The organism is Cognatilysobacter tabacisoli (assembly GCF_003586305.1).
GTDB classification, from domain to species: domain Bacteria; phylum Pseudomonadota; class Gammaproteobacteria; order Xanthomonadales; family Xanthomonadaceae; genus Cognatilysobacter_A; species Cognatilysobacter_A tabacisoli.
On record NZ_QXJI01000001.1, the window covers coordinates 1422343 to 1443177 of the forward strand.

21 protein-coding genes and 1 pseudogene are annotated in these 20835 nt (G+C 70.1%); 12 read left to right on the forward strand and 10 right to left on the reverse strand.

The window, feature by feature from the left end; genetic code table 11:
- The first annotated feature begins 5 nt into the window (after positions 1-5).
- Positions 6-872: a carboxylating nicotinate-nucleotide diphosphorylase gene (gene nadC, locus D3A60_RS11150; RefSeq protein ID WP_119719089.1), complete on the forward strand. Its 867-nt coding sequence runs from the start codon at positions 6-8 to the stop codon at positions 870-872.
- Positions 873-902: 30 nt separating this feature from the next.
- On the opposite strand, the gene D3A60_RS11155 is transcribed toward nadC, so the two are convergent.
- The gene (locus D3A60_RS11155; RefSeq protein WP_119718723.1) at positions 903-1697 is read right to left on the reverse strand and encodes an FHA domain-containing protein; all 795 of its coding nucleotides are present in this window, start codon (positions 1695-1697) and stop codon (positions 903-905) included.
- A gap of 74 nt (positions 1698-1771) precedes the next feature.
- Here D3A60_RS11155 and D3A60_RS11160 point away from each other — a divergent pair, with 74 nt between their 5' ends.
- Positions 1772-2095: a DUF3301 domain-containing protein gene (locus tag D3A60_RS11160; RefSeq protein ID WP_119718724.1), complete on the forward strand. Its 324-nt coding sequence runs from the start codon at positions 1772-1774 to the stop codon at positions 2093-2095.
- A 61-nt stretch (positions 2096-2156) separates the two neighbouring features.
- On the opposite strand, the gene D3A60_RS11165 is transcribed toward D3A60_RS11160, so the two are convergent.
- The 6 genes from D3A60_RS11165 to D3A60_RS11190 form a co-directional block, all read right to left on the reverse strand.
- Positions 2157-2690 carry a ClpXP protease specificity-enhancing factor gene (locus tag D3A60_RS11165; protein ID WP_119718725.1) on the reverse strand — a complete coding sequence of 178 codons (534 nt, stop codon included), beginning with the start codon at positions 2688-2690 and terminating at the stop codon, positions 2157-2159.
- A gap of 59 nt (positions 2691-2749) precedes the next feature.
- Positions 2750-3385, reverse strand: a complete 636-nt coding sequence (locus D3A60_RS11170) for a glutathione S-transferase N-terminal domain-containing protein (RefSeq protein WP_119718726.1) — start codon at positions 3383-3385, stop codon at positions 2750-2752.
- Between the two features lie 165 nt (positions 3386-3550).
- On the reverse strand, positions 3551-4294 hold the full coding sequence (locus tag D3A60_RS11175; RefSeq protein WP_119719090.1) for a cytochrome c1: 744 nt from the start codon (positions 4292-4294) through the stop codon (positions 3551-3553).
- Positions 4295-4331: 37 nt separating this feature from the next.
- Positions 4332-5588, reverse strand: coding sequence for a cytochrome b (locus D3A60_RS11180; RefSeq protein ID WP_119718727.1), 1257 nt, complete (start codon positions 5586-5588; stop codon positions 4332-4334).
- Positions 5589-5591: 3 nt separating this feature from the next.
- The gene (petA, locus tag D3A60_RS11185; protein ID WP_119718728.1) at positions 5592-6212 is read right to left on the reverse strand and encodes a ubiquinol-cytochrome c reductase iron-sulfur subunit; all 621 of its coding nucleotides are present in this window, start codon (positions 6210-6212) and stop codon (positions 5592-5594) included.
- A 156-nt stretch (positions 6213-6368) separates the two neighbouring features.
- Positions 6369-7292, reverse strand: coding sequence for a lytic transglycosylase domain-containing protein (locus tag D3A60_RS11190; protein WP_119718729.1), 924 nt, complete (start codon positions 7290-7292; stop codon positions 6369-6371).
- Between the two features lie 143 nt (positions 7293-7435).
- On the opposite strand from D3A60_RS11190, the gene miaB reads away from it, so the two are divergent.
- Positions 7436-8833, forward strand: coding sequence for a tRNA (N6-isopentenyl adenosine(37)-C2)-methylthiotransferase MiaB (miaB, locus tag D3A60_RS11195; RefSeq protein ID WP_119718730.1), 1398 nt, complete (start codon positions 7436-7438; stop codon positions 8831-8833).
- 3 nt (positions 8834-8836) lie between these two features.
- Complete coding sequence (locus D3A60_RS11200) at positions 8837-9046, forward strand: hypothetical protein (protein WP_119718731.1); 210 nt, start codon at positions 8837-8839, stop codon at positions 9044-9046.
- A 55-nt stretch (positions 9047-9101) separates the two neighbouring features.
- On the opposite strand, the gene D3A60_RS11205 is transcribed toward D3A60_RS11200, so the two are convergent.
- The gene (locus tag D3A60_RS11205; RefSeq protein ID WP_119718732.1) at positions 9102-10784 is read right to left on the reverse strand and encodes an amidohydrolase; all 1683 of its coding nucleotides are present in this window, start codon (positions 10782-10784) and stop codon (positions 9102-9104) included.
- An 86-nt stretch (positions 10785-10870) separates the two neighbouring features.
- On the opposite strand from D3A60_RS11205, the gene D3A60_RS11210 reads away from it, so the two are divergent.
- The 7 genes and pseudogenes from D3A60_RS11210 (at position 10871) to D3A60_RS11240 (ending at position 17980) form a co-directional block, all read left to right on the forward strand.
- On the forward strand, positions 10871-11857 hold the full coding sequence (locus D3A60_RS11210) for a PhoH family protein (protein WP_119719091.1): 987 nt from the start codon (positions 10871-10873) through the stop codon (positions 11855-11857).
- Positions 11858-11914: 57 nt separating this feature from the next.
- Complete coding sequence (ybeY, locus tag D3A60_RS11215) at positions 11915-12397, forward strand: rRNA maturation RNase YbeY (RefSeq protein ID WP_119719092.1); 483 nt, start codon at positions 11915-11917, stop codon at positions 12395-12397.
- A 92-nt stretch (positions 12398-12489) separates the two neighbouring features.
- Entirely contained in the window at positions 12490-13359 is an 870-nt protein-coding gene (locus D3A60_RS11220) for an HlyC/CorC family transporter (protein WP_119718733.1), read from the forward strand.
- Positions 13352-14545 carry a lipoprotein N-acyltransferase Lnb domain-containing protein gene (locus D3A60_RS11225; RefSeq protein ID WP_119718734.1) on the forward strand — a complete coding sequence of 398 codons (1194 nt, stop codon included), beginning with the start codon at positions 13352-13354 and terminating at the stop codon, positions 14543-14545. Before D3A60_RS11220 ends, D3A60_RS11225 begins: the two co-directional genes overlap by 8 nt.
- A 30-nt stretch (positions 14546-14575) precedes the next feature.
- Positions 14576-15595: a magnesium and cobalt transport protein CorA gene (locus D3A60_RS11230; RefSeq protein ID WP_119718735.1), complete on the forward strand. Its 1020-nt coding sequence runs from the start codon at positions 14576-14578 to the stop codon at positions 15593-15595.
- 117 nt (positions 15596-15712) lie between these two features.
- Positions 15713-17772: pseudogene (locus D3A60_RS11235) on the forward strand (carbon starvation CstA family protein).
- Positions 17744-17980, forward strand: coding sequence for a YbdD/YjiX family protein (locus D3A60_RS11240; protein ID WP_119718736.1), 237 nt, complete (start codon positions 17744-17746; stop codon positions 17978-17980). Before D3A60_RS11235 ends, D3A60_RS11240 begins: the two are co-directional and overlap by 29 nt.
- A gap of 188 nt (positions 17981-18168) precedes the next feature.
- On the opposite strand, the gene D3A60_RS14645 is transcribed toward D3A60_RS11240, so the two are convergent.
- Positions 18169-18345, reverse strand: coding sequence for a hypothetical protein (locus D3A60_RS14645; protein ID WP_196778713.1), 177 nt, complete (start codon positions 18343-18345; stop codon positions 18169-18171).
- 264 nt (positions 18346-18609) lie between these two features.
- On the opposite strand from D3A60_RS14645, the gene D3A60_RS11245 reads away from it, so the two are divergent.
- Entirely contained in the window at positions 18610-19458 is an 849-nt protein-coding gene (locus D3A60_RS11245; RefSeq protein ID WP_119718737.1) for a hypothetical protein, read from the forward strand.
- 102 nt (positions 19459-19560) lie between these two features.
- Here the strand turns inward: D3A60_RS11245 and D3A60_RS11250 are convergent, their stop codons facing one another.
- Positions 19561-20817, reverse strand: a complete 1257-nt coding sequence (locus D3A60_RS11250) for a DUF819 family protein (RefSeq protein ID WP_119718738.1) — start codon at positions 20815-20817, stop codon at positions 19561-19563.
- Positions 20818-20835: the final 18 nt, after the last annotated feature.

Here is a 20835-nt window from a genome sequence, read left to right on the forward strand (position 1 = left end):
CGGCGATGCAGATCCTGCCCCCACCGAGCGAGCAGGTGTCCGTCGACGTCGCGCGCGCGCTGGCCGAGGACCTCGGCAGTGGCGACGTCACCGCGGCGCTGCTGCCGGACATCGCCGACAACGCGTACCTGCTGTGCAAGGAGGATGCGGTCGTGTGCGGGCGGCCGTGGTTCGATGCCTGCCACCGCGCGCTCGACCCCGAGGTGCGCATTGAATGGCGCGTTGCCGAGGGCGCCCGCGTCGCCCGCGGCACGGTGCTGGCGACGCTGCAGGGCCGCGCGCGTGCCCTGGTCAGCGCCGAGCGCGCATCGTTGAATTTCCTGCAGACCCTCTCGGGCACGGCGACGACGACGGCGGCCTATGTCGAGGCCGTGCGTGGTACGGGCGCGACCATCCTCGACACCCGCAAGACCTTGCCGGGGCTGCGGCTCGCGCAGAAGTACGCCGTGCGCGTCGGCGGCGGCGCCAACCACCGCATCGGTCTGTACGACGCGGTGATGCTGAAGGAAAACCACGTCCGCGCGGCGGGCTCGCTGACCGGTGCGATCCGCGCCGCGCGCGCGATGCACCCGACGCTCCCGCTGATCGTCGAAGTGGAGACGCTTGCCCAGCTGCGCGAAGCGCTCGACGCCGGCTGCGAGCGCATCCTGATCGACGACTTCGACCCGGCGACACGCCGTGAAGCGGTGGCGATCGCATCCGGCGCGCCGTACGCGCGGCGCATTCCGCTGGAAGTGTCCGGCGGTGTCGACCTCGCCGGCGTCCGCGCGATCGCCGAGGACGGGGTCGACTGCATCTCGATCGGCGGCCTGACCAAGCACGTCCACGCGATCGACCTGTCGCTGAAACTGGGGCCGCCGCCGACGGCCTAGCCGCTCGGGCACCCCCCCGTTACGCCGCGATCAGAGCACGATCCAGGCGATCAGCGCCGCAACGACCACGGCGGCACCGGCAATGATCCAGCGCCACTCGCGCGCCGCCTGTCCTGCGCGCGCCGCCTGCGTTTCCGGCTCGACCGGGGCGTGTTCGTTCTGCAGCGATGCGACCAGCCGGAAGCGCAGGGCGTCAAAGCCGATCTCGTCGCCCACCCGCACCTCGCCGCGAAGTACGCGGCGCTCGTTGATGAAGCTGCCGTTGGTCGAGCCGAGGTCCTCGAGCTGCACGCCCTCGTCGGTCGGCAGCAGCCGTGCGTGCATCCGCGAGATGCCCGCCTCGTCCAAGCGCATGGCGCATTCGGGCGCCCGGCCCACCAGCGTGACGCCGTGCAGCGGGAAGCTGCGGCCGAACGACTCGCCCGACAGACAGCGCAGAACGTAGCGCGGCAGCACCGTGCGGACCGCGGTGACGCCGGGGTCGTCGTTGGCCGAGGCCGGCACCTTCCCCGGCGCGCCGGCCTGGTGGCGCACCGCGGCCACCGCCTCCAGCGACGAGAGCTTGGCCTGCACGCTGTTGAACGACACCGTGTCGCCCGCGCGCAGCGCGATCAGCCCATCGACCGCGCGCCCGTTGACGCTGACCGACGTGCCACGCGGCGCCTCCAGCATCACCCCGTGCGCGGTGACGTGCAGCTGGCAGTGGTCGGGCATCACGCCGGGGCGGTCGAGTACGATCGTCGCGTTGGGGTCCGAGCCGATGCGGCTGACGCCGGGCCCGAGCAGCACTTGCGGGTGTTCGCCACCGGGGAAGACAAGCTTCATTGGGTACTCGATGCGGGAGTTGATAGGGCGCGGCGAGCCTTGCGGACGGCCCGGCGCGTCGCCACAGTAGCTGCATGCCGACTCTAGTAATCGTGATGATCGTGTCTGCGATGGCGTTCGCATTCTGGAGCGCGGGTCGCGCCGCGGCCGAGCGCGCTGAAGCCGTGGGACGCGATGCGTGCCGCGCCGCCGGCGTGCAGTGGCTCGACCAGAGCGTGCACGCGATCGGGCTGCGCCTGTGCCGGCACGACAGCGGCTGGCTCGGGTTCGAGCGGACGTTCCGCTTCGACTACTCGATCGACGGCGAGGACCGCCACGTGGGTCGCCTGGTCCTGCGTGGGGAACGGCTTGTGGCCTTCAGCGGACCCGTTACGGCCGCGCCGGTCCGGCTGCACTAGCCGGCCGCACCGCGACCTCGCGGTCAAGACGCCCGCGGTGCGGCGAGCGTTTCGGTGCCGCCTACTTGACGATCCGCAGGTGCCCGCCGCGTCGCGGCGTGGGCGTGTCGGGATCGTCGGGACCGTCGCTGTCGCTGTCCCCGTCAACGTCGACGTCGCCGTTCGACGTCGGCACGACCGCGAGCGACGGCCGGTTGATCTCGACCTCGACGTCCCCCTCGACCCCGTCGTCGTCACCGAGGCCCGGCTCGGTGCTGCCAGCCGGCATGTCCTCCGGCAGCGCCATGCCCTGACCGGTCTCGCGCGCGTAGATGGCAAGCACCGCGCCGACCGGGACCGACACGTTGTGGCTGACCCCGCCGAAGCGCGCGCTGAAGCGGATCACGTCGTTGCCCATGTCCAGATGCGACACCGCGCGCTCGGCGACGTTGAGCACGATGCGCCCGTCTTTCACGGCGTGAACCGGGACGCGGACCGCCGGACGCGTGGCGTCCACCAGCAGGTGCGGGGTCATGCCGTTGTCGACGATCCACTCGTACAGCGCCCGCAGCAGGTACGGGCGGTGGCTGGTCATCGGGGTCGCATCGTCTGACATGCCGACAGTCTAGCGCCCGGCCGCGTGGCCGGGCGCGCTCGGGCGGGCGGTTGCAGGCGTCAGGCCGGCAGGTCGCGCAGCTTGCGCTCCTGCTCGGTCAGGCTGCGGGTGAAGCCCGGGTTGCGGAAGATGCGGTTGCCGTAGTCCTCGATCGCCTTGCCGTCCTTCGGCATCGGCACGCCGAGCGCGTCGAGCCGCCAGATGATCGGCGCCATCGCGCAGTCGGCCAGGCTCATTTCCGGATTGAGGAAGAACTTGCTGGCCTTGAACAGCGGCACCGACGCGGTCAGCAGTTCCTTCAGGCGCTTGCGCCCGGCTTCGGCCTGCGCCTTGTTGCCGAGCTGGATCGCCTGCACCTGCGGCACCCAGTCGTGTTCGAGGCGCAGCATCGCCAGGCGCAGCCGGGCACGCGACAGCGGATCGACCGGCATCAGCGGCGGATGCGGGTAGCGCTCGTCGAGGTATTCGCTGACGACGCTGGCCGCGTACAGGACCAGGTCGCGCTCGACCATAGTCGGCACCGAGTGGTACGGGTTGAGGTCGATCAGGTCTTCCGGCGGGTTCTGCGGATCGACCGCGATCAGGTCGTAGGTCACGCCCTTGGCCGCGAGCACCAGCCGCACGCGGTGGCAAAGCACGCAATCGGTGGACGAGAACAGGGTCAGGGCATTACGCATACGTGGACTCGCCGCCATCATCGACCTCTCCAGCGCCCGGAATCCGCCGGACGCAAGACGCCACCCACCCCGTGTGGGCAGTCATCACGGCCTCGAGCCGCACCCGTGTCCCCGCCCGGCCCGCATCGCGGGACCGGATGGCAAAAATCCGGCGCCTCAGGGGCGCCGGATTCCGGGTCGGGCTCAGTGCTCCACGTCGCGCCAGTATTCCGTCTTCAACAGCCAGGCGAGGAACGTGAAGGCCGCCAGGAACAGGATCACCCACACGCCGAGGCTCTGGCGCTTCAGGGCGGCAGGTTCGCCGGCGTACTCGAGGAATGCGGTGATGTCGCGCGCGGTCTGGTCGAACGCCTGGGCGTCCTGCGTGCCGGCCTGGGTGACCTTCAGCGCGTTGACCGGACGTTCGCCGGTGGCCTTGTCCGGCTCGCCGAACTCGGCGTGCTGCAAACCCTGCAGCTCCCACAGCGGGTTCGGCATCGACGCGTTCGGGAACAGCTTGTTGTTCCAGCCCAGCGGACGCGACTCGTCGAGGTAGAACGACTTGAGGTAGGTGTAGATCCAGTCGCTGCCGCGCACGCGGGAGATCAGCGACAGGTCCGGCGGGAGCTTGCCGAACCACTGGGCGCCCTGCGCCTCGGTCATGCTCACCTGCACCTGCTCGCCGAACTTGGCGCCAGTGAAGTTGAGGTTCGCCATCACCTCGGCCTCGCTGAGGCCCAGGTCCTCGCCGATCCGCGAATAGCGCAGGTACTTCAGCGAGTGGCAGCCCGAGCAGTAGTTCATGTACAGCTTTGCGCCGCGCTGCAGCGAGGCGCGGTCGTCGAGGTCGACGCCCGACTGCATCACGTCGCCGCCACCGGCCGCGAGGGCCGAGAACGACACGAGGACGCCGGCGGCGAACACGGCAAGCTTGCGCAGGGACTGCATCGGGGCGGCCTTGGTCTGGTCGGAGGCGGGCGTCAGGTTAGTCATGCATAGTCACCCGTTCCGGCACCGGCTTGGTCTTGTCGAGCTTGGTCCACAGCGGCATGGTGAAGAAGAAGGCGAAGTAGAGGAAGGTCAGCACGCGGCCGATCTGGGTCTCGACCGGGTCGGTGCCGGGGCCGGCGCCGATCTTGCCGAGCCACACGAAGCACACCGCCAGCACGCCGAGCGCGACCTTGGTCATCCAGCCGCGGTAGCGGTGCGAGCGCACCGGGCTGCGGTCGAGCCACGGCACCGCGAACAGCACGGCAATCGCCGAGAACATCACGATGACGCCGCCAAGCTTGTCCGGGATCACGCGCAACATCGCGTAGTACGGCGTGTAGTACCACACCGGCTTGATGTGGGCCGGCGTCACCAGGCGGTTGGCCTCGGTGAAGTTGTCGTGCTCGAGGAACCAGCCGCCGAACGCCGGCGCGAAGAAGATCACGAACGCCGACAGCATCAGGAAGAAGCCGACGAAGACCAGGTCCTTGACCGTGTAGTACGGGTGGAACGGGATGCCGTCAGCCGGCTTGTTCGCGTCCCAGCGGTTGCCCTTGACCTTCTTGATGTCGACGCCGTCGGGGTTGTTCGACCCCACCTCGTGCAGCGCGCCCAGGTGCAGCACGACCAGCAGCAGCAGGACCAGCGGCATCGCGATGACGTGCAGCGCGAAGAAGCGGTTGAGGGTGGCGTCGCCGGGCAGGTAGTCGCCCATGATCCACTCGGTCAGGCCGTTGCCGATGACCGGGATAGCGCCGAACAGCGAGATGATCACCTTGGCGCCCCAGAACGACATCTGGCCCCACGGCAGCACGTAGCCCATGAACGCCTCGGCCATCAGCACCAGGTAGATCAGCATGCCGAGGATCCACACCAGCTCGCGCGGCTTCTGGTACGAGCCGTACATCAGGCCGCGGAACATGTGCAGGTAGACGACGATGAAGAACATCGACGCGCCGGTGGAGTGCATGTAGCGGATCAGCCAGCCCCACTCCACGTCGCGCATGATGTATTCGACCGACGCGAACGCTTCGGCCGCCGACGGCTTGAAGTGCATCGTCAGGAAGATGCCGGTGACGATCTGGTTGACCAGCACGACCAGCGACAGCACGCCGAAGATGTACCAGATGTTGAAGTTCTTCGGCGCGTAGTACTCGGTCATGTGCTTGCGGTACATCGGCATCAGAGCCGGTGCGCGCGCGTTGACCCAGTCCATCACGGAGGTGGCTCCGCGGGTGATGATGCTTGCCATGGCTTATGCAGCTCCCGGGGCGTTCGTGGGATCGACGCCAATCACCAAGGTGTTGTCGTCGGCATAGTGGTGCGGCGGCACGACCAGGTTGGTCGGCGCAGGCACGCCCGAGTAGACGCGGCCGGACATGTCGAACTTCGACTTGTGGCAGGGGCAGAAGTACCCGCCCTTCCACTCGCTGTCGAACGGCTCGGGCCGGATCTCGGCCTTCATCTCCGGCGAGCAGCCCAGGTGCGTGCACAGGCCGACCAGCACCGACACCTCGGGCTTGATCGAGCGCAGTTCGCCGCTGATGTAGGCCGGCTGCTGGTCCTTGTTGTCGGACTTCGGGTCGCTGAGCTGGGCGTCGAGGGTCGGAAGCGCGGCGAGCACGGCCTTGGACCGCTTGACGATCCAGATCGGCTGGCCGCGCCATTCGACGATCAGGCGTTGACCTTCGGCCAGCGCGCTGATGTCGGCGATCACCGGGGCGCCGGCGAGCTTGGCGCGCGCGCTCGGGCTCCACGACTTGATGAACGGCACGGCCGCAATGCCGGCGCCGACGGCGCCGACCACTACCGTGGTCCCGGTCAGGAACCGACGGCGGCCCTGGTTGACAGGATCATTGACCCCTTGGTTGGCCATCCGGCACTCCGCAAAGCGTTGAATTCAGGGTTCGTCCGCACCGAGGGCGCCCGGAGGGGCGTCAGGCGGCTCAAAGACGGCGAAGTTTAACGGAAGCGTCACTGGCGCGACAATCCGGCGCACCGCCGACCCGGACACGGGCCCCCGCAGATACGGTCAACGCGTGGCGGTGGAGACGCCGCGGTAGCGCTCGGCAAGCTGCGCGACGCGGACCACGTAGCGCTGGGTCTCGCTGTACGGGGGCACGCCCCGGTACTTGTCGACCGCGCCCTCACCGGCGTTGTAGCCGGCCGCGGCCAGGGTCAGGTCACCCTTGAACCGCTTCAGCAGCCACGCGAGGTAGCGCACGCCGCCGCGGATGTTCTGGCTGGGCTCGAACGCGTTGCCGACGCCGAACCGCTTGGCGGTTGCCGGCATCAGCTGCATGAGGCCCTGGGCGCCGACCCGGGACAGCGCATTGGGGTTGAACGCCGATTCGGCGTGGATGATGGCCCGCACGACGGCCTCGTCGACCCCGAACTCGTTGGCCGCCGCCGCGATCTCGTTGCGGTACGCGTCCGTGTTCAACCGGATCTTGCCGAAGTTGACGCCCGGCTGCGCCCCGCACGCGAAGCACGTTTCCATGTAGCTGTAGCGGATGGTGCGCATCGCGGTCGCGTTGGCGACCCCGACCGGCTTGCGGCTCGTGTAGTGGCGCACGCCGTCTTTGATGTACGAGTACACCTGGCCCTGCACCAGCCGGCGCGCACCGCCACCGGACGGCGCGGACGCGGCCGGCGTGGACACGGTCTCGACCATGGCCGGCGAACCGGCCACCGGGCTCGGCGGCGCGGCGCTGCCGACGGCCTGCCCGGCAGCGGGTGCCTGCACCGGGGCCGGGGCCGGGGACGAGTACGAGACCGGGGCGCGAGGGCGCTCGGCGCGGTACTGGCTGACCGCGGTGCACTGGGCACCCTTGGTGCGCTTGCTGCTGTAGCTGCGGCCGCCATCGGCGGTGTCGCAGCGGTACACGGTGCCCGCCGTCGCCGAGCCGAAGGCCAGCAGGCAGGCGATCCCCAGCAGCGTTGCGCTCCCCCTCATGGCGGCGAGTGTCCCTCGTGTTTGGTGTGAATGCCAAGTCCTTGATCTGCAAACGCGAACCGGGTCACCGTCCGGCCGCCCCGCGCTACACTGCGCGCCCTTCCGGCCCGGACTAACCACCGCGCCTCCCGGACGAGACCGCCATGACCGACACCGCCAGCCCCGACGCCCCCGCGCGCGCCGCGCCCCCAAGCGTTTCCACCCCGCGCGGCAAGCTGTTCATCGAGACCCACGGCTGCCAGATGAACGAGTACGACTCGGCCAAGATGGCCGACGTGCTGGCCGCCAGCGATGGCCTCGAGATCACGCAGAACGCCGAAGAAGCCGACGTGATCCTGATCAATACCTGCTCGATCCGCGAAAAAGCGCAGGAGAAGGTGTTCAGCCAGCTCGGCCGATGGAAGGCGCTCAAGCAGGGCGGCCGCCCGGTGGTGATCGGCGTCGGCGGCTGCGTGGCGTCGCAGGAAGGCGAGGCGATCGTCAAGCGGGCACCCTACGTGGACCTGGTCTTCGGCCCGCAGACCCTGCACCGCCTGCCCGAGCTGATCCAGGCCCGGCGCGACACCGGGCGGCCGCAGGTCGACATCAGCTTCCCCGAGATCGAGAAGTTCGACCGCCTCCCCGAGCCGCGGGCCGAGGGGCCGAGCGCGTTCGTGTCGATCATGGAGGGCTGCAGCAAGTACTGCTCGTTCTGCGTGGTGCCCTACACCCGCGGCGAGGAAATCAGCCGGCCGTTCGAGGACGTTCTGGTCGAGGTCGCCGAACTGGCGGCGCAGGGCGTGCGCGAGGTCAACCTGCTCGGCCAGAACGTCAACGCCTACCGCGGCCCGCTCGGCGACGGCGAGGCGGCCGACCTCGGCCTGCTGATCCGCGCGATCGCCGAGATCGACGGCATCGGGCGGATCCGGTTCACCACCTCGCACCCGCTGGAGTTCTCCGACTCGCTGGTCGAGGCCTACCGCGACGTCCCCAAGCTCGCCAACTACCTGCACCTGCCCGTGCAGGCCGGCAGCGACCGCATCCTCAGCGCGATGAAGCGCGGCTACACGGCGCTGGAGTTCAAGCAGAAGATCCGCAAGCTGCGCGCGGTGCGGCCGGACATCTCGGTGTCGTCGGACTTCATCGTCGGCTTCCCGGGCGAGACCGAGGCCGATTTCGACAAGACGATGAAGCTGATCGACGATGTCGGCTTCGACCAGTCGTTCTCCTTCATCTACTCGCGTCGCCCCGGTACGCCGGCGGCCGACCTCGAGGACAGCGTGTCCAGCGAGGAAAAGCACGCGCGGCTGTCGCGGCTGCAGGCCGCGATCAACGCCAACGCCCGGCGGATCAGCGACGCGATGGTCGGCAGCGTGCAGTCGGTCCTGGTCGAAGGCCCGTCGCGCAAGGACCCGAACGAGCTGACCGGCAAGACCGAGAACATGCGCTCGGTGAACTTCGCCGGCCCGGCCCGGCTGGTCGGGCAGTTCGTCGACGTGCTGATCACCGAGGCGATGAGCAACTCGCTGCGCGGCCGCGTGCTGACCGCGGACGCCGGCTGAACCATGCAGAGCCGTCGGTCGCGGCGGTGGTGGTCGCGCCATGCGCTGGCGCTGTGGTTCGGCGCGCTGGCCCTGCTGGCCGCGCTGCGCGTCGTCGCGCGCGTGATGCGCGGCGGACCGCTGGACGCGACCGCGCTGGCGTGGGGGGTCGGCGCGGCGCTGCTCGCCGCCGCAGGCGCCGCGATCGCGTGGCGACAGTCGCGGGTTCGTTAGCAGCGCCGCAGGCGAAGTCCGTCGCGCCACCGCGCAGCGGGACGAACCCGCGGGATTACTTGGCGTCGGCGCGGTAGACGGCCTCACCGTCGACGTACGTGGCCTGCACCGTCAGCGAGCGCAGCGCCGCCGGCTCGATCGCCAGCGGGTCCTGCGCGAGCACGACGAAGTCCGCGCGCTTGCCCACGGCGAGCCTGCCGACGCGGTCCTCGGCGAACCCGGCGTACGCCGCATCGACGGTGAACCCGCGCAGCGCCTCGAACGCGGTGAGCTTTTCCTCCGGCCCCCAGCCGCCGACCGGCTGGCCGGCGGCGTCGGCGCGCGTGGTGGCCGAATACAGCCCCAGGCGCGGATCGACCGACTCGACCGGGAAATCCGAACCCAGCGCCAGTCGCGCGCCGCGGTCGCGCAGCTGGCGCCAGGCGTAGGCGCCGTGGATCCGCTCCGCGCCGACCCGCTCCTGCGCCCACGGCATGTCGCTGGTCGCGTGGGTGGGCTGTATCGACGCGATCACGCCCAGCGGCGCGAGCTTTCCGATGTCGGCCGGGGCGAGCACCTGGGCGTGTTCGATCCGCCAGCGGTGGTCACCGGCGCCGTTCGCGAGCGCGACCGCATACGCATCGAGCACGTCGCGGTTGCCGCGGTCGCCGATCGCGTGGGTCGCCAGCTGGACGCCGCACGCCTTGCCACGCGCGGCGATGCGCATGAGAGCGTCGGGCTGCATCAGCAGCAGGCCGCGGTTGGCGGGGTCGTCGCTGTACGGCTCCAGCATCGCCGCGCCGCGGCTGCCGAGCGCGCCGTCGACGTACAGCTTGACGGCGCGCATCTGCAGGCGGCCGCGCGGATGCGCGTATGCCCCGTTCTCGCACAGCCACGCGAAGGCCGCGCTGTCGCCATCGGCGAGCGCATTGATCCGCAGCGGCATCGCATTGCGATCGGCCAGCCGTCGGTAGCGCTGCAGCGCCGCCAGCGACACGCCCATGTCGTGCACGCCGGTCAGCCCGTGCGCGACGGCCTCCTGCATGCCCAGCACCAGCGCGCGCTCGGCGGTCGCCTCGTCGGGCGGCGGTACCACGGCATCGACCAGCGCCATCGCGGCATCGATGAACACGCCGGTCGGGCGCCGCTGCGCGTCGCGCTCGATTCGCCCGCCGTCGGGCTGCCAGTCGCCGGTGAGGTCGCGCTTCACCGCCGCCATCGCCGCGCGGTTGCCCCAGCCGGCATGCCCGTCGACGCGCTCGAGCCACACCGGCCGGTCGGGAAACGCCGCGTCGAGGTCGGCCGCGGTCGGAAACCGCTGCTCGGGCCAGTCGTTCTGGTCCCAGCCCCGCCCCAGCAGCCACGCGCCCGCTGGCAGCTGCGCGGCGAATGCGCGCAGGCGCGCGAGCACTTCGTCCTTGCTCCGGGCGCCGACCAGGTCGACGCGCAGCTTGGTGTACCCCAGCCCTTCGACGTGGCCGTGGGCGTCGATCAGCCCGGGGACCACCGTCGACGCCCCGACGTCGAGCCGCGACGCATCCGGATAGCGCGCCGCCAGGGCCTCGCGCGTGCCGACAGCGACCACCGTGCCGGCGTCGTCGTACGCCAGCGCCTCGACGCGCGGCTGCGCCGGATCCATCGTGTGGATGCGCGCGGCCGTCAGCACCGTCACCCGCTGATTTGACGCAGCCGTCACGGCCGTGGCCGCGAGCATCAGCGGAATCGCCAGCCACGGCGCAATGGCACGAATCTGATGCATCGAACTCCCCCGGTCGACGTGAACCGTCGACTTTGCGAAAAACACCCCCCGCGTGCAAGCTGGCGGGCCCGTTGAACGCCCCGCCGATGCCCGCCCGCACGACCTCGGAATTCACCCTCGACCCCGCCGACGCCGAACGCCTGGCCAACCTTGCCGGCCCGTTCGACGGCCACCTGCGGCTGATCGAGCTTCGGCTCGGCGTGGAGATCGCCAGCCGCGGCAACGTGTTCCGCATTGTCGGTCCGCCCGACGCGGTCAACACGACCGAACGCCTGGTGCGCCAGCTGTGGCGCGATGCCGAAACCGAGACCCTGACCGAGCCGGCCGTGCACCTGCGCTTGACCGAGGCCGATGCCGAGCGCGTCGTCGACGAGGAAGTCGAACCGCAGGAGGTGGCCATCCGGGTCAAGCGCGGCACGATCCGCGGACGCGGCGCGAACCAGGCGAAGTACCTGCACGCGATCGCCACCCACGACATCAACTTCGGCATCGGCCCGGCCGGCACCGGCAAGACCTTCCTGGCCGTCGCCAGCGCGGTCGAGGCGCTCAACGACTCGCGCGTGCAGCGCCTGATCCTCGTGCGACCGGCAGTCGAGGCCGGCGAGAAGCTCGGCTTCCTGCCCGGCGACCTGACCCAGAAGGTCGACCCGTACCTGCGCCCGCTGTACGACGCGCTGTACGAAATGCTCGGCGTCGAGAAGGTCGTCAAGCTGCTGGAGAAGAACGTCATCGAGATCGCGCCGCTGGCCTACATGCGCGGACGGACGCTTAACGACGCGTATGTGATCCTCGACGAGGCGCAGAACACGACGATCGAGCAGATGAAGATGTTCCTGACCCGCATCGGCTACGGCAGCACCGCGGTGGTCACCGGCGACCTGACCCAGGTCGACCTGCCGAAGCACCAGAAGTCCGGCCTCAAGGACGCGCTCGACGTGCTGCGCAACGTCAACGGCATCAGCTTCACCTTCTTCGAGTCCCGCGACGTGGTCCGCCACCCGCTGGTCGCGCGCATCGTCAACGCCTACGACGCGCGCGACGCCGTCGACGCGCAGACCGGCCCGGCAGCCTGAGATCGCCGGCAGCGCCGGCGCATGCACCCGAACGAGAGCACCCGCGAGACCACGCCCATGACCGTAGGACCCGTCCGCCTCGACGTCAGCGTCACCTACGCGGTGCCGCGCAAGGGCATCCCGTCTGCCGTCAGCTTCCGCAAGTGGGTCGCCGCCGCGCTCGACAGCCGGATCCGCGAGGCCGACCTGGCCGTGCGCATCGTCGGCGCCAAGGAGGGCCGGGCCCTCAACCGCCACTACCGTGGCAAGGACTACGCGACCAACGTGCTGAGCTTTCCGGCCGAGATGCCCGAAGGCCTGCCGGAAGGCGTGCACCTGCCGCTGCTGGGCGACGTGGTGCTGTGCGCGCCGGTGGTCGCCCGCGAGGCCCGCGAGCAGAAGAAGCCGCTGGCCGAGCACTACGCCCACCTGACCGTGCACGGCGCCCTGCACCTGCTCGGCTGGGACCACGAGGACGAGAAGGACGCGCTGTGCATGGAGCAGCTCGAACGCGAAATCCTGGCCTCGATGGGCATCGACGACCCCTACATCGAAGCCTGAGCGCCCCGGGACCCGGGGCGGTTCACCGCCCCCTCCCCCCGACGCGCTAGACTTCCGCCGCCGCCCTTCCCCCCGGGCGTGTCGCGAACCCCATGTCCGAGGACGACAGTAGTCACGCCGCCGCCGAACGCCACGCCCCCGAGCGTCGCTCCTGGCTGGAACGCATCAGCTCCGCCCTCTCGGGCGAGCCCACCACCCGCGAGGACCTGGTCGAACTGCTGCGCGACGCGCAGTCCGACGGCCTGATCGCGTCCGACACCCTGCGCATGATGGAAGGCGCGATCGCCGTGTCCGACCTGACCGTCGGCGACGTGATGATCCCGCGCGCGCAGATGGTGTCGCTGCCGGCCGACGCGCGCTTCCTCGACCTGATGAAGATGGTCGTCGAGTCCGGGCACTCGCGCTTCCCGGTGCACGGCGACGACAAGGACCAGGTGCTCGGCATCCTGCTGGCCAAGGACCTGCTGCGCGGCGTGGTCGCCGACAACGGGCCGGGCACCGTGCACGAGCTGCTGCGCCCGGCGGTGCTGATCCCCGAATCCAAGCGCCTGGACGTGCTGCTGCGCGAGTTCCGCCAGTCGCGCAACCACATGGCGATCGTGATCGACGAGCACGGCGGCGTCTCCGGCCTGCTGACCATCGAGGACGTGCTCGAGCAGATCGTCGGCGAGATCGACGACGAGCACGACGACGCCGAGGATCCGAACGCCCTGATCGCGGCGCAGGCCGACGGTGTGTTCGTGGTCGACGCGCTGACCCCGATCGGCGACTTCAACGAGCGCTTCGGCGCCGACTTCGACGACGACGAGTACGACACGATCGGCGGACTGATCACCGCCGCGATCGGCCACCTGCCCGAGGCCGGCGAGGAACTGACGCTCGGGCGCTTCGTGTTCCGCGTCTCCGGCGCCGACGCGCGCCGCGTGCACGCCTTCCACGTCGGCGTGCTCGGCGATGCCTGACGCGGCTCCGGCCGTGCGCCGGCAGCGTCGCGGCCTGCGTTGGCTGCTGGCGGTCGCGTGCCTGTTGTTCGCCACGGTTGCATCGGCGGCCCCGCGCATCGGCGTGGCGACGATGCAGCCCGGCGAGATCTTCTGGGAGCGCTTTGGCCACAACGCGATCGTCGTGGTCGACGAAGAGACCGGCGCGGCCACCTCGTACAACTTCGGCTTCTTCGATCCCGGCGAGCCGGACTTCGTGTCGCGCTTCGTCCGCGGCGACATGCGCTACCGGCTCGTCGCGCTGCCGCTCGAGCAGGACCTCGCCTACTACCGTGACACCGGCCGCGGCGTGACGATGCAGTGGCTCGCGCTGCCCGCGGACGAGGCCCGAGAGCTCGCGGCGGCGCTGGCCGAGAACGCGCGCCCCGAGAACGCCCAGTACCGCTACGACTACTTCCTCGACAACTGCTCGACCCGCGTGCGCGACGCGCTCGATCGCGCGCTCGGCGGCGCGCTGCGCCGGCAGACCGAGGGACGCTCGCAGGGCAGCACGTTCCGCAGCGAAGCGGTCCGCCTCGCCTCGCCCGCGCCGTGGATGGCGCTGGGCTTCGATTTCGGCCTGGGGCCGGCGGCGGACGTGCCGCAGCCGCTGTGGGCCGAGTCGTTCGTGCCGATGCGCCTGGCGACCGCACTGCGCGAGGCGCGCGACCGGCAGGGCCAGCCGGTGGTCGTCGACGAGCAGGCGCTGCTGCCGCATCGGCTGGGGCCAGAGCCCGACGACGCGCCGCGCCAGTGGCCGCTGTGGGCCCTGTGGGGCGCGGCGATCGGCACCGCGCTGGCGTTTGCCGGGGCGCGCCGGCCGCGGCTGGTCGCGTCGCTTGCGCTGCCGTTCTGGACGCTGTGCGGCGTGCTCGGCGCGCTGATGCTGTTCCTGTGGTTCGGCACCGAGCACCGCTTTGCATGGGCCAACCACAACCTGTGGCTCGCCAGCCCGCTGGCGTGGGCGCTGCTGCCGGGCGGCTGGCGCATCGCGCGTGGCCGCGCCGCCGGCCGCGTGTTCCACGTGCTGCTCGGCACCGTCGCGGTGTTGGCGCTGCTCGGCATGTTCGCGCACTGGCTGCCGGTGCTGCCGCAGCGCAACGCGCACTGGATCGCCCTGCTCGTCCCCATCCACGCGGGGATCTGGACCGCGCTGCGCCGGCGCTGATCATTGCCGCGCGCCGCGGCGGCGGGCACGATGCGACGCATGAGCCAGCCCGCCCCGCACGTCGCCCCTACCGTTCCGCAATGCGTCGTCAACTGCGCCGCCTATACCCGCGACGGCCAGCGCCGCGACATCAGCCTCGAGCAGATCAGCGACGTGCTCGCCGTCGACGACGGCAGCTTCGTGTGGGTCGGGCTCTACGAGCCGGCCGAGGCGATCCTCGACGTGCTGCAGGAGGAGTTCGGCCTGCACGACCTGGCCGTCGAGGACGCGCACAATGCGCACCAGCGCCCGAAGATCGAGGCCTACGGAAACTCGCTGTTCATCGCCATCCACACCGCGCAGTCGGTCGACAGCCACATCCGGTTCGGCGAGACCCACCTGTTCGTCGGACCGCGCTACCTGGTGACGGTCCGCCACGGCGCGTCGACCAGCTACGCCCCGGCACGCGCGCGCATGGAGCGCGAGACGGAGCTGTTGACGCACGGCCCCGGGGCCGCGCTGTACGCGGTGCTCGACCTGGTGATGGACAACTTCATGCCGATCGTCGACGAGTTCAACCACGCGTTGAACGCGCTCGAGCAGGACGTGTTCGCCGAGGAGTTCCGCAAGGACACCGTGCGCAAGCTGTACGACCTCAAGCGCGAGCTGACCCGGCTGCGCATGGCGGTGACGCCGCTGCAGGACATCCTCGGCCAGCTGACGCGGCTGCGCACCGGGCTGATCGACGACGAGATCCAGCTGTACATGCGCGACGTGCTCGACCACGCCGTACGCATCAACGAGGCGACCGACACGCTGCGCGAGATGCTGACCGCCGCGGTCAGCGTCAACCTGTCGCTGGTGACGGTCCGCCAGGGCGAAGTGGTCAAGCGGCTGGGCGCGTGGGCGGCGCTGCTGGCCGCGCCGACGCTGATCGCCAGCTGGTACGGCATGAACTTCACCCACATGCCCGAGCTGGCGGGACGCTGGAGCTACTGGACCCTGATCGGCGCGGTCGCGCTGGTGTGCGCTGTGCTGTACCGCATGTTCAAGCGCGCCCGCTGGCTGTGACCGCGCGCACGCACCGCGCGCCGACCTAGACCAAGGTCGCATCCGCCGATGCGGCGCTGCGCATTGACCCGCGCGCGGCGCGGGGAGACGCTGGGCGCCTTCGTCCGGAGGCGCGTCATGAAAGCTCTGTCGTGGTTGGGTTGGGTGGCGCTCGCGGTGTTCGCCGCGTTCTGCCTCGGCACGATCGCCCTGCACCGGGGCGAGACGATCAGCGCGATGTGGCTCGTCGCCGCGTCGGTGTCGGTGTTCGCGATCGCTTACCGGTTCTATGCGCTGTTCATCGCCAACACGGCACTGCGCATCGACCCGACCCGCGCGACGCCCGCATGGCGGCGCAACGACGGCCTCGACTACGTGCCGACCGAGCGCAGCGTGCTGTTCGGCCACCACTTCGCCGCCATCGCCGGCGCCGGCCCGCTGGTCGGCCCGGTGCTCGCCGCGCAGATGGGCTACCTGCCCGGCACGCTGTGGATCCTGGTTGGCGTCGTGTTCGCCGGCGCGGTGCAGGACATGCTGGTGCTGTTCTTCTCCACGCGCCGCGATGGCCGCTCGCTCGGCGAGATGATCCGCGCCGAGATGGGCTCGGCCGCCGGCGTGATCGCGATGATCGGCATCCTGATGATCATGGTGATCCTGCTCGCCGTGCTCGCGCTGGTCGTGGTCAAGGCGCTCGCCGAGAGCCCGTGGGGCACGTTCACCGTGGCGATGACGATCCCGATCGCGCTGCTCATGGGCGTATACCTGCGCTACTTCCGTCCGGGCCGGGTCATGGAGGTGTCGATCCTCGGGCTGGTGCTGCTGCTGGTGTCGATCTGGCTCGGCGGCAAGGTCGCCGCGGATCCGGGTTGGGGCGCGGCGTTTACGCTGAAGGGCACGACGCTGGCGTGGCTGATGATCGGCTACGGGTTCATCGCGTCGGTGCTGCCGGTGTGGCTGCTGCTGGCGCCGCGCGATTACCTGTCGACGTTCCTCAAATCGGCACGGTGCTGATCCTCGCCGTCGCGATCCTCGTCGCGCGCCCCGACCTGCAGATGCCCGCGGTGACCAAGTTCATCGACGGCACCGGGCCGGTGTTCGCCGGCACGCTGTTCCCGTTCCTGTTCATCACGATCGCGTGCGGCGCCGTGTCGGGCTTCCACTCGCTGATCAGCTCCGGCACCACGCCGAAGATGCTCGCCAACGAGGCGCACATCCGGCCGATCGGCTACGGCGGCATGCTGATGGAGGCGTTCGTCGCGATCATGGCGTTGATCGCCGCGTGCGTGCTCGATCCGGGCATCTACTTCGCGATGAACGCCCCGGCCGCGCTGATCGGCACCACCGCGGAATCCGCCGCGGCCGCGATCACCAACCTCGGCTTCGTGATGACGCCGGACGTGCTCACCGCGACGGCGGCGGACATCGGCGAGAACAGCATCCTGTCGCGAACCGGCGGCGCACCGACGCTCGCGGTCGGCATGGCGCAGATCCTGCACGGCCTGATCCCGGGCCAAGGGATGATGGCGTTCTGGTACCACTACGCGATCCTGTTCGAAGCCCTCTTCATCCTGACGACGATCGATGCCGGCACGCGCGTCGCGCGCTTCATGATCCAGGAGCTGCTGGGCCTGGCGTACGCGCCGTTCCACCGCACCGACAGCTGGGCGGCGAACATCGCCGGCACGACGCTGGCGGTGGCGGGCTGGGGCTGGTTCCTGTACCAGGGCGTGGTCGATCCGCTCGGCGGCATCAACACGCTGTGGCCGCTGTTCGGCATCGCCAACCAGATGCTGGCGGGCATCGCGCTGATCTTCTGCTGCGTGGTGATGATCAAGATGAAGCGCGAGCGCTACCTGTGGATCCCGGCGCTGCCGACCGCGTGGCTGCTGATCTGCACGCTGACGGCCGGCTGGCAGAAGCTGTTCCACCCTGACCCGAAGATCGGTTTCCTCGCCAACGCGCGCAGGTTCGCCGACGCAGCGGCCCGCGGCGAGGTGCTTGCACCGGCCAAGTCGATCGAGGAAATGCAGCGCGTGGTGTTCAACAACTACATCGACGCCGCGCTGTGCGCATTGTTCATCGTGGTGATGCTGTCGACGCTGTTCTTCGGCATCCGGGCCGCGCTGGCGGCACGGCGCAACGCCGCGCCGACGGCGAAGGAGAACGACTATGTCGCGCTCGACGCGCTCGCCCGCTGAGATCGCGCTGCTGGCGCTGACGCTGATCGCCCGATGGTGGCGGCTGGCGCAGCAGACCGCGCGGCTGGCGATCGGCCTGCCCGACTACGACGTGTACGCGGCGCACATGCGCCGCGTGCATCCCGACGTGGCGCCGATGGACCGCGACGCATTTTTCCGCGAACGCATGGAAGCGCGCTACGGCAAGGGTCGCAGTCGCTGCTGCTGACCGTCTGCCCCGGGCGTCCGGCCGCGGGGCGCGCGATCGACCTGGCCCAGGCGACGTCGGTGCCGATGGAGCGCAGCGCCGCCGTCCTCGAGGCGGGGGCGCCAGGCTCGCCGCCCTTCCAGCTCGCAGAGGAGCCGCGCCTGCGTCCGCTGTCGATCTGAGTCGCGGGTCGGCCCGCGCCGCGGCCGCTAGCGCAGCAGCGTCCCCGTCCAGCTGTTCTTGCGGCGATCGCGTCCGCTGCGGCGGTCTTCCTTGCCCGGCTCGTAGCGGAACTCCTCGCGACGGTCGTGGCCGACGCGCCGTTCGCCGCCCTTGCGCCGGTCCTCGGACCGCGCGCGCTGGTCGTAGGGACGTAATTCGTTCATGCCCTGTCTCCCGGTGGATCGCCCTGCGGCCCGGCATCGTCCGGGCCCCTGATGCGGGCCAACGCAGCCGCACGCTTCGACCGGCCGCGCAGGACGCGATCCAGGCGGCCACCCGGCTGCCGTGGCCGCTCGGAGTGCTCATGCCGTCGCTGGCCGGTCCCGCCCCGACCGTCCGTTACCCCATTCACGGCTTCATTCCATGCGGTACGGCCCCCATCTGGCCGGAGGCGGAGGTCGTTTCGACTCTTCACTAGGGGGCTTTCAATGATTCTCCAACACCGCTCGACGCGCTCGGCGCGCCGTCCGCTGCTGTGCACCGCCGCAACCCTGATTCTCACGCTGGCCGCCGGCACGGCCGCGGCCAACGGCTACCCGTACGGCTCACCGACGCCGGTCGATGGCAGCTTCAGCTGCAAGGACTTCGACACGGCGAACCTGCTGACCGAGTTCACCGTGGTTCCGCCGGCGGACGGCGTCATCCGCCACAACGACGGCACGCTGGACGTGGTGACCATCCACTACCCGTCGACCAACGGCTTCATCGTCGACTGGATCCAGATGGTGGCCGGCCCGAACATCCACCACGTCGTGGTCCGCAACGAGTACGGCGGCAACGCGTACAGCTACGACCCGCCGCGCATGGAAGACCGCGGCCTGCGCGCGCCCGCCGCGCCGGGCATCACCGTCGCGACGACCCCGCCGAACAACGCCGCCAAGGGCGTGTCGTACTGCTACTCGGTGCCGCGCGTCGGCGTCGACGGCTGCACGCTGGGCTACTGGAAGGTGCGCAAGCACCACGATTCGTGGCCGGCGGCCTACAACATCGGCTCGCCATTGCAGGCGACGTTCGGCGCCAACGCGTTCGATGAAACCTTCCTCGAGGCGCTGAACTACAAGGGTGGACCGGGCATCGAGGGCGGCAAGCGCATCCTGCTCAAGCAGGCCGTCGCCGCGCTGCTGAACTCGGCTTCCGACGGGGTCGCCTACCCGCTGACGACCGCGCAGGTGGTCACGCAGGTGACGTTCGCGCTCAACAGCGCCGACCGCGGGCTGATGATCTCGCTGGCCAGCACGCTGGACGCGTACAACAACCAGGGCTGCCCGCTGAACTGAGCGGCGGACCCGGCGACGCTGAAATGAAGAAGGCCCCGGCATGCCGGGGCCTTCTTTTTTGTTTCCTTGGGCAGCCCGGACGAGCCGAATCGGGCGACGGCGTCAGGTCGCGAGCGCGCGCAGCGTGATGCCGACGATGTACGCCAGCAGCGTGCCGGTCGCGTACCCCAGCGCACCGAGCAGCGCACCCACCGGCGCCAGCGACGGATGGAACACCGAGGCCACGACGGGCGCGGAGGCCGGGCCACCGATGTTGCTCTGCGAGCCGAGCGCGAAATAGAAGAACGGCACGCGCAGCAGGCGTCCGAGCAACCACAGCAGACCGATATGCACGCTGATCCAGATGACTCCCAGCGCGAACAGCCAGGGCTTGTCGGCGAGCGCGGCGATGTCCATCTGCATGCCGATGCTGGCGATCAGGATGTACAGCAGCAGCGTGCCGATCTTCGACGCGCCGGCGCCGTCGAGCTGCCGCACGCGGGTGAAACTCAGCCCCAAGCCGGCCAGCGTCGCGAGCACGACCACCCAGACGAACGGCTCGTGCAGGCTCACTTGCCGCGCCCAGGACACGTTGGCCGCGAACCACGCCGCCGCCGGCTGCGCCACTGCATGGGCCAGCCCGACGATGCCGAACGCGATGCCGACGATCATCATCAGGTCGCCAAGCGTGGCGATGCGCGCGTGCTCGGCCTGGTAGCTGGCCAGCCGCCGCTTGAGGTCCTCGATCGCGCGCGTGTCCGCGCCGCTGCGCGCGTCGATCGCATCGGCGCGCCCGGCGAAGAAGATCAGGATGGCCATCCACACGTAGCCGACACTGACGTCGACGACGACGAACTGGCCGAACGTCGTCTCGTCGACGCCGAACACCTCCTTCATCGCGACCATGTTGGCACCGCCGCCGATCCAGCTGCCGGCCAGCGCGGCCATGCCGCCCCAGGTGTCGCCGGCCACCGTGGCCGGGTGCAGCCACTGCATGATCAGGAACGCCACGACCGCGCCGACCATCACGCTGACCGAAGCGGCGGCGTACATCGCCAGCAGCTTCGGCCCCAGCTTCAGCACGCCCTTCAGGTCGATCGTCAGCGTCAGCAGCACCAGCGCGGCCGGCAGCAGCACGCGGCTGGCGATCGGGTTGTAGAGCTTGCTGTTGGCCCCGTCGATCAGGCCGATGCTGTTGTAGATGCCGGGGATGAAGTAGCACAGCAGCAGCGCGGGCACGACCGCGTAGAAGCGCCGGAACACCCGGTTCGGCGACGACTCGCTCCAGAACACGACGCCGAGGGTGGCGGCGATCAGGCCGAAGACGACGATGTCGTTGGTGATCAGCGCGGTGCTGGTGGCGGGATCGGCAACAGCCATCGGGACTCCGGGGCGCGC

Coding starts and splice junctions, on each gene's coding strand:
- nadC (WP_119719089.1), top strand. CDS start 6: ATGCAGATCCTGCCCCCACCGAGCGAGCAGGTGTCCGTCGACGTCGCG.
- D3A60_RS11155 (WP_119718723.1), bottom strand. CDS start 1,697: ATGAAGCTTGTCTTCCCCGGTGGCGAACACCCGCAAGTGCTGCTCGGG.
- D3A60_RS11160 (WP_119718724.1), top strand. CDS start 1,772: ATGCCGACTCTAGTAATCGTGATGATCGTGTCTGCGATGGCGTTCGCA.
- D3A60_RS11165 (WP_119718725.1), bottom strand. CDS start 2,690: ATGTCAGACGATGCGACCCCGATGACCAGCCACCGCCCGTACCTGCTG.
- D3A60_RS11170 (WP_119718726.1), bottom strand. CDS start 3,385: ATGGCGGCGAGTCCACGTATGCGTAATGCCCTGACCCTGTTCTCGTCC.
- D3A60_RS11175 (WP_119719090.1), bottom strand. CDS start 4,294: ATGCAGTCCCTGCGCAAGCTTGCCGTGTTCGCCGCCGGCGTCCTCGTG.
- D3A60_RS11180 (WP_119718727.1), bottom strand. CDS start 5,588: ATGGCAAGCATCATCACCCGCGGAGCCACCTCCGTGATGGACTGGGTC.
- petA (WP_119718728.1), bottom strand. CDS start 6,212: ATGGCCAACCAAGGGGTCAATGATCCTGTCAACCAGGGCCGCCGTCGG.
- D3A60_RS11190 (WP_119718729.1), bottom strand. CDS start 7,292: ATGAGGGGGAGCGCAACGCTGCTGGGGATCGCCTGCCTGCTGGCCTTC.
- miaB (WP_119718730.1), top strand. CDS start 7,436: ATGACCGACACCGCCAGCCCCGACGCCCCCGCGCGCGCCGCGCCCCCA.
- D3A60_RS11200 (WP_119718731.1), top strand. CDS start 8,837: ATGCAGAGCCGTCGGTCGCGGCGGTGGTGGTCGCGCCATGCGCTGGCG.
- D3A60_RS11205 (WP_119718732.1), bottom strand. CDS start 10,784: ATGCATCAGATTCGTGCCATTGCGCCGTGGCTGGCGATTCCGCTGATG.
- D3A60_RS11210 (WP_119719091.1), top strand. CDS start 10,871: ATGCCCGCCCGCACGACCTCGGAATTCACCCTCGACCCCGCCGACGCC.
- ybeY (WP_119719092.1), top strand. CDS start 11,915: ATGACCGTAGGACCCGTCCGCCTCGACGTCAGCGTCACCTACGCGGTG.
- D3A60_RS11220 (WP_119718733.1), top strand. CDS start 12,490: ATGTCCGAGGACGACAGTAGTCACGCCGCCGCCGAACGCCACGCCCCC.
- D3A60_RS11225 (WP_119718734.1), top strand. CDS start 13,352: ATGCCTGACGCGGCTCCGGCCGTGCGCCGGCAGCGTCGCGGCCTGCGT.
- D3A60_RS11230 (WP_119718735.1), top strand. CDS start 14,576: ATGCGACGCATGAGCCAGCCCGCCCCGCACGTCGCCCCTACCGTTCCG.
- D3A60_RS11240 (WP_119718736.1), top strand. CDS start 17,744: ATGTCGCGCTCGACGCGCTCGCCCGCTGAGATCGCGCTGCTGGCGCTG.
- D3A60_RS14645 (WP_196778713.1), bottom strand. CDS start 18,345: ATGAACGAATTACGTCCCTACGACCAGCGCGCGCGGTCCGAGGACCGG.
- D3A60_RS11245 (WP_119718737.1), top strand. CDS start 18,610: ATGATTCTCCAACACCGCTCGACGCGCTCGGCGCGCCGTCCGCTGCTG.
- D3A60_RS11250 (WP_119718738.1), bottom strand. CDS start 20,817: ATGGCTGTTGCCGATCCCGCCACCAGCACCGCGCTGATCACCAACGAC.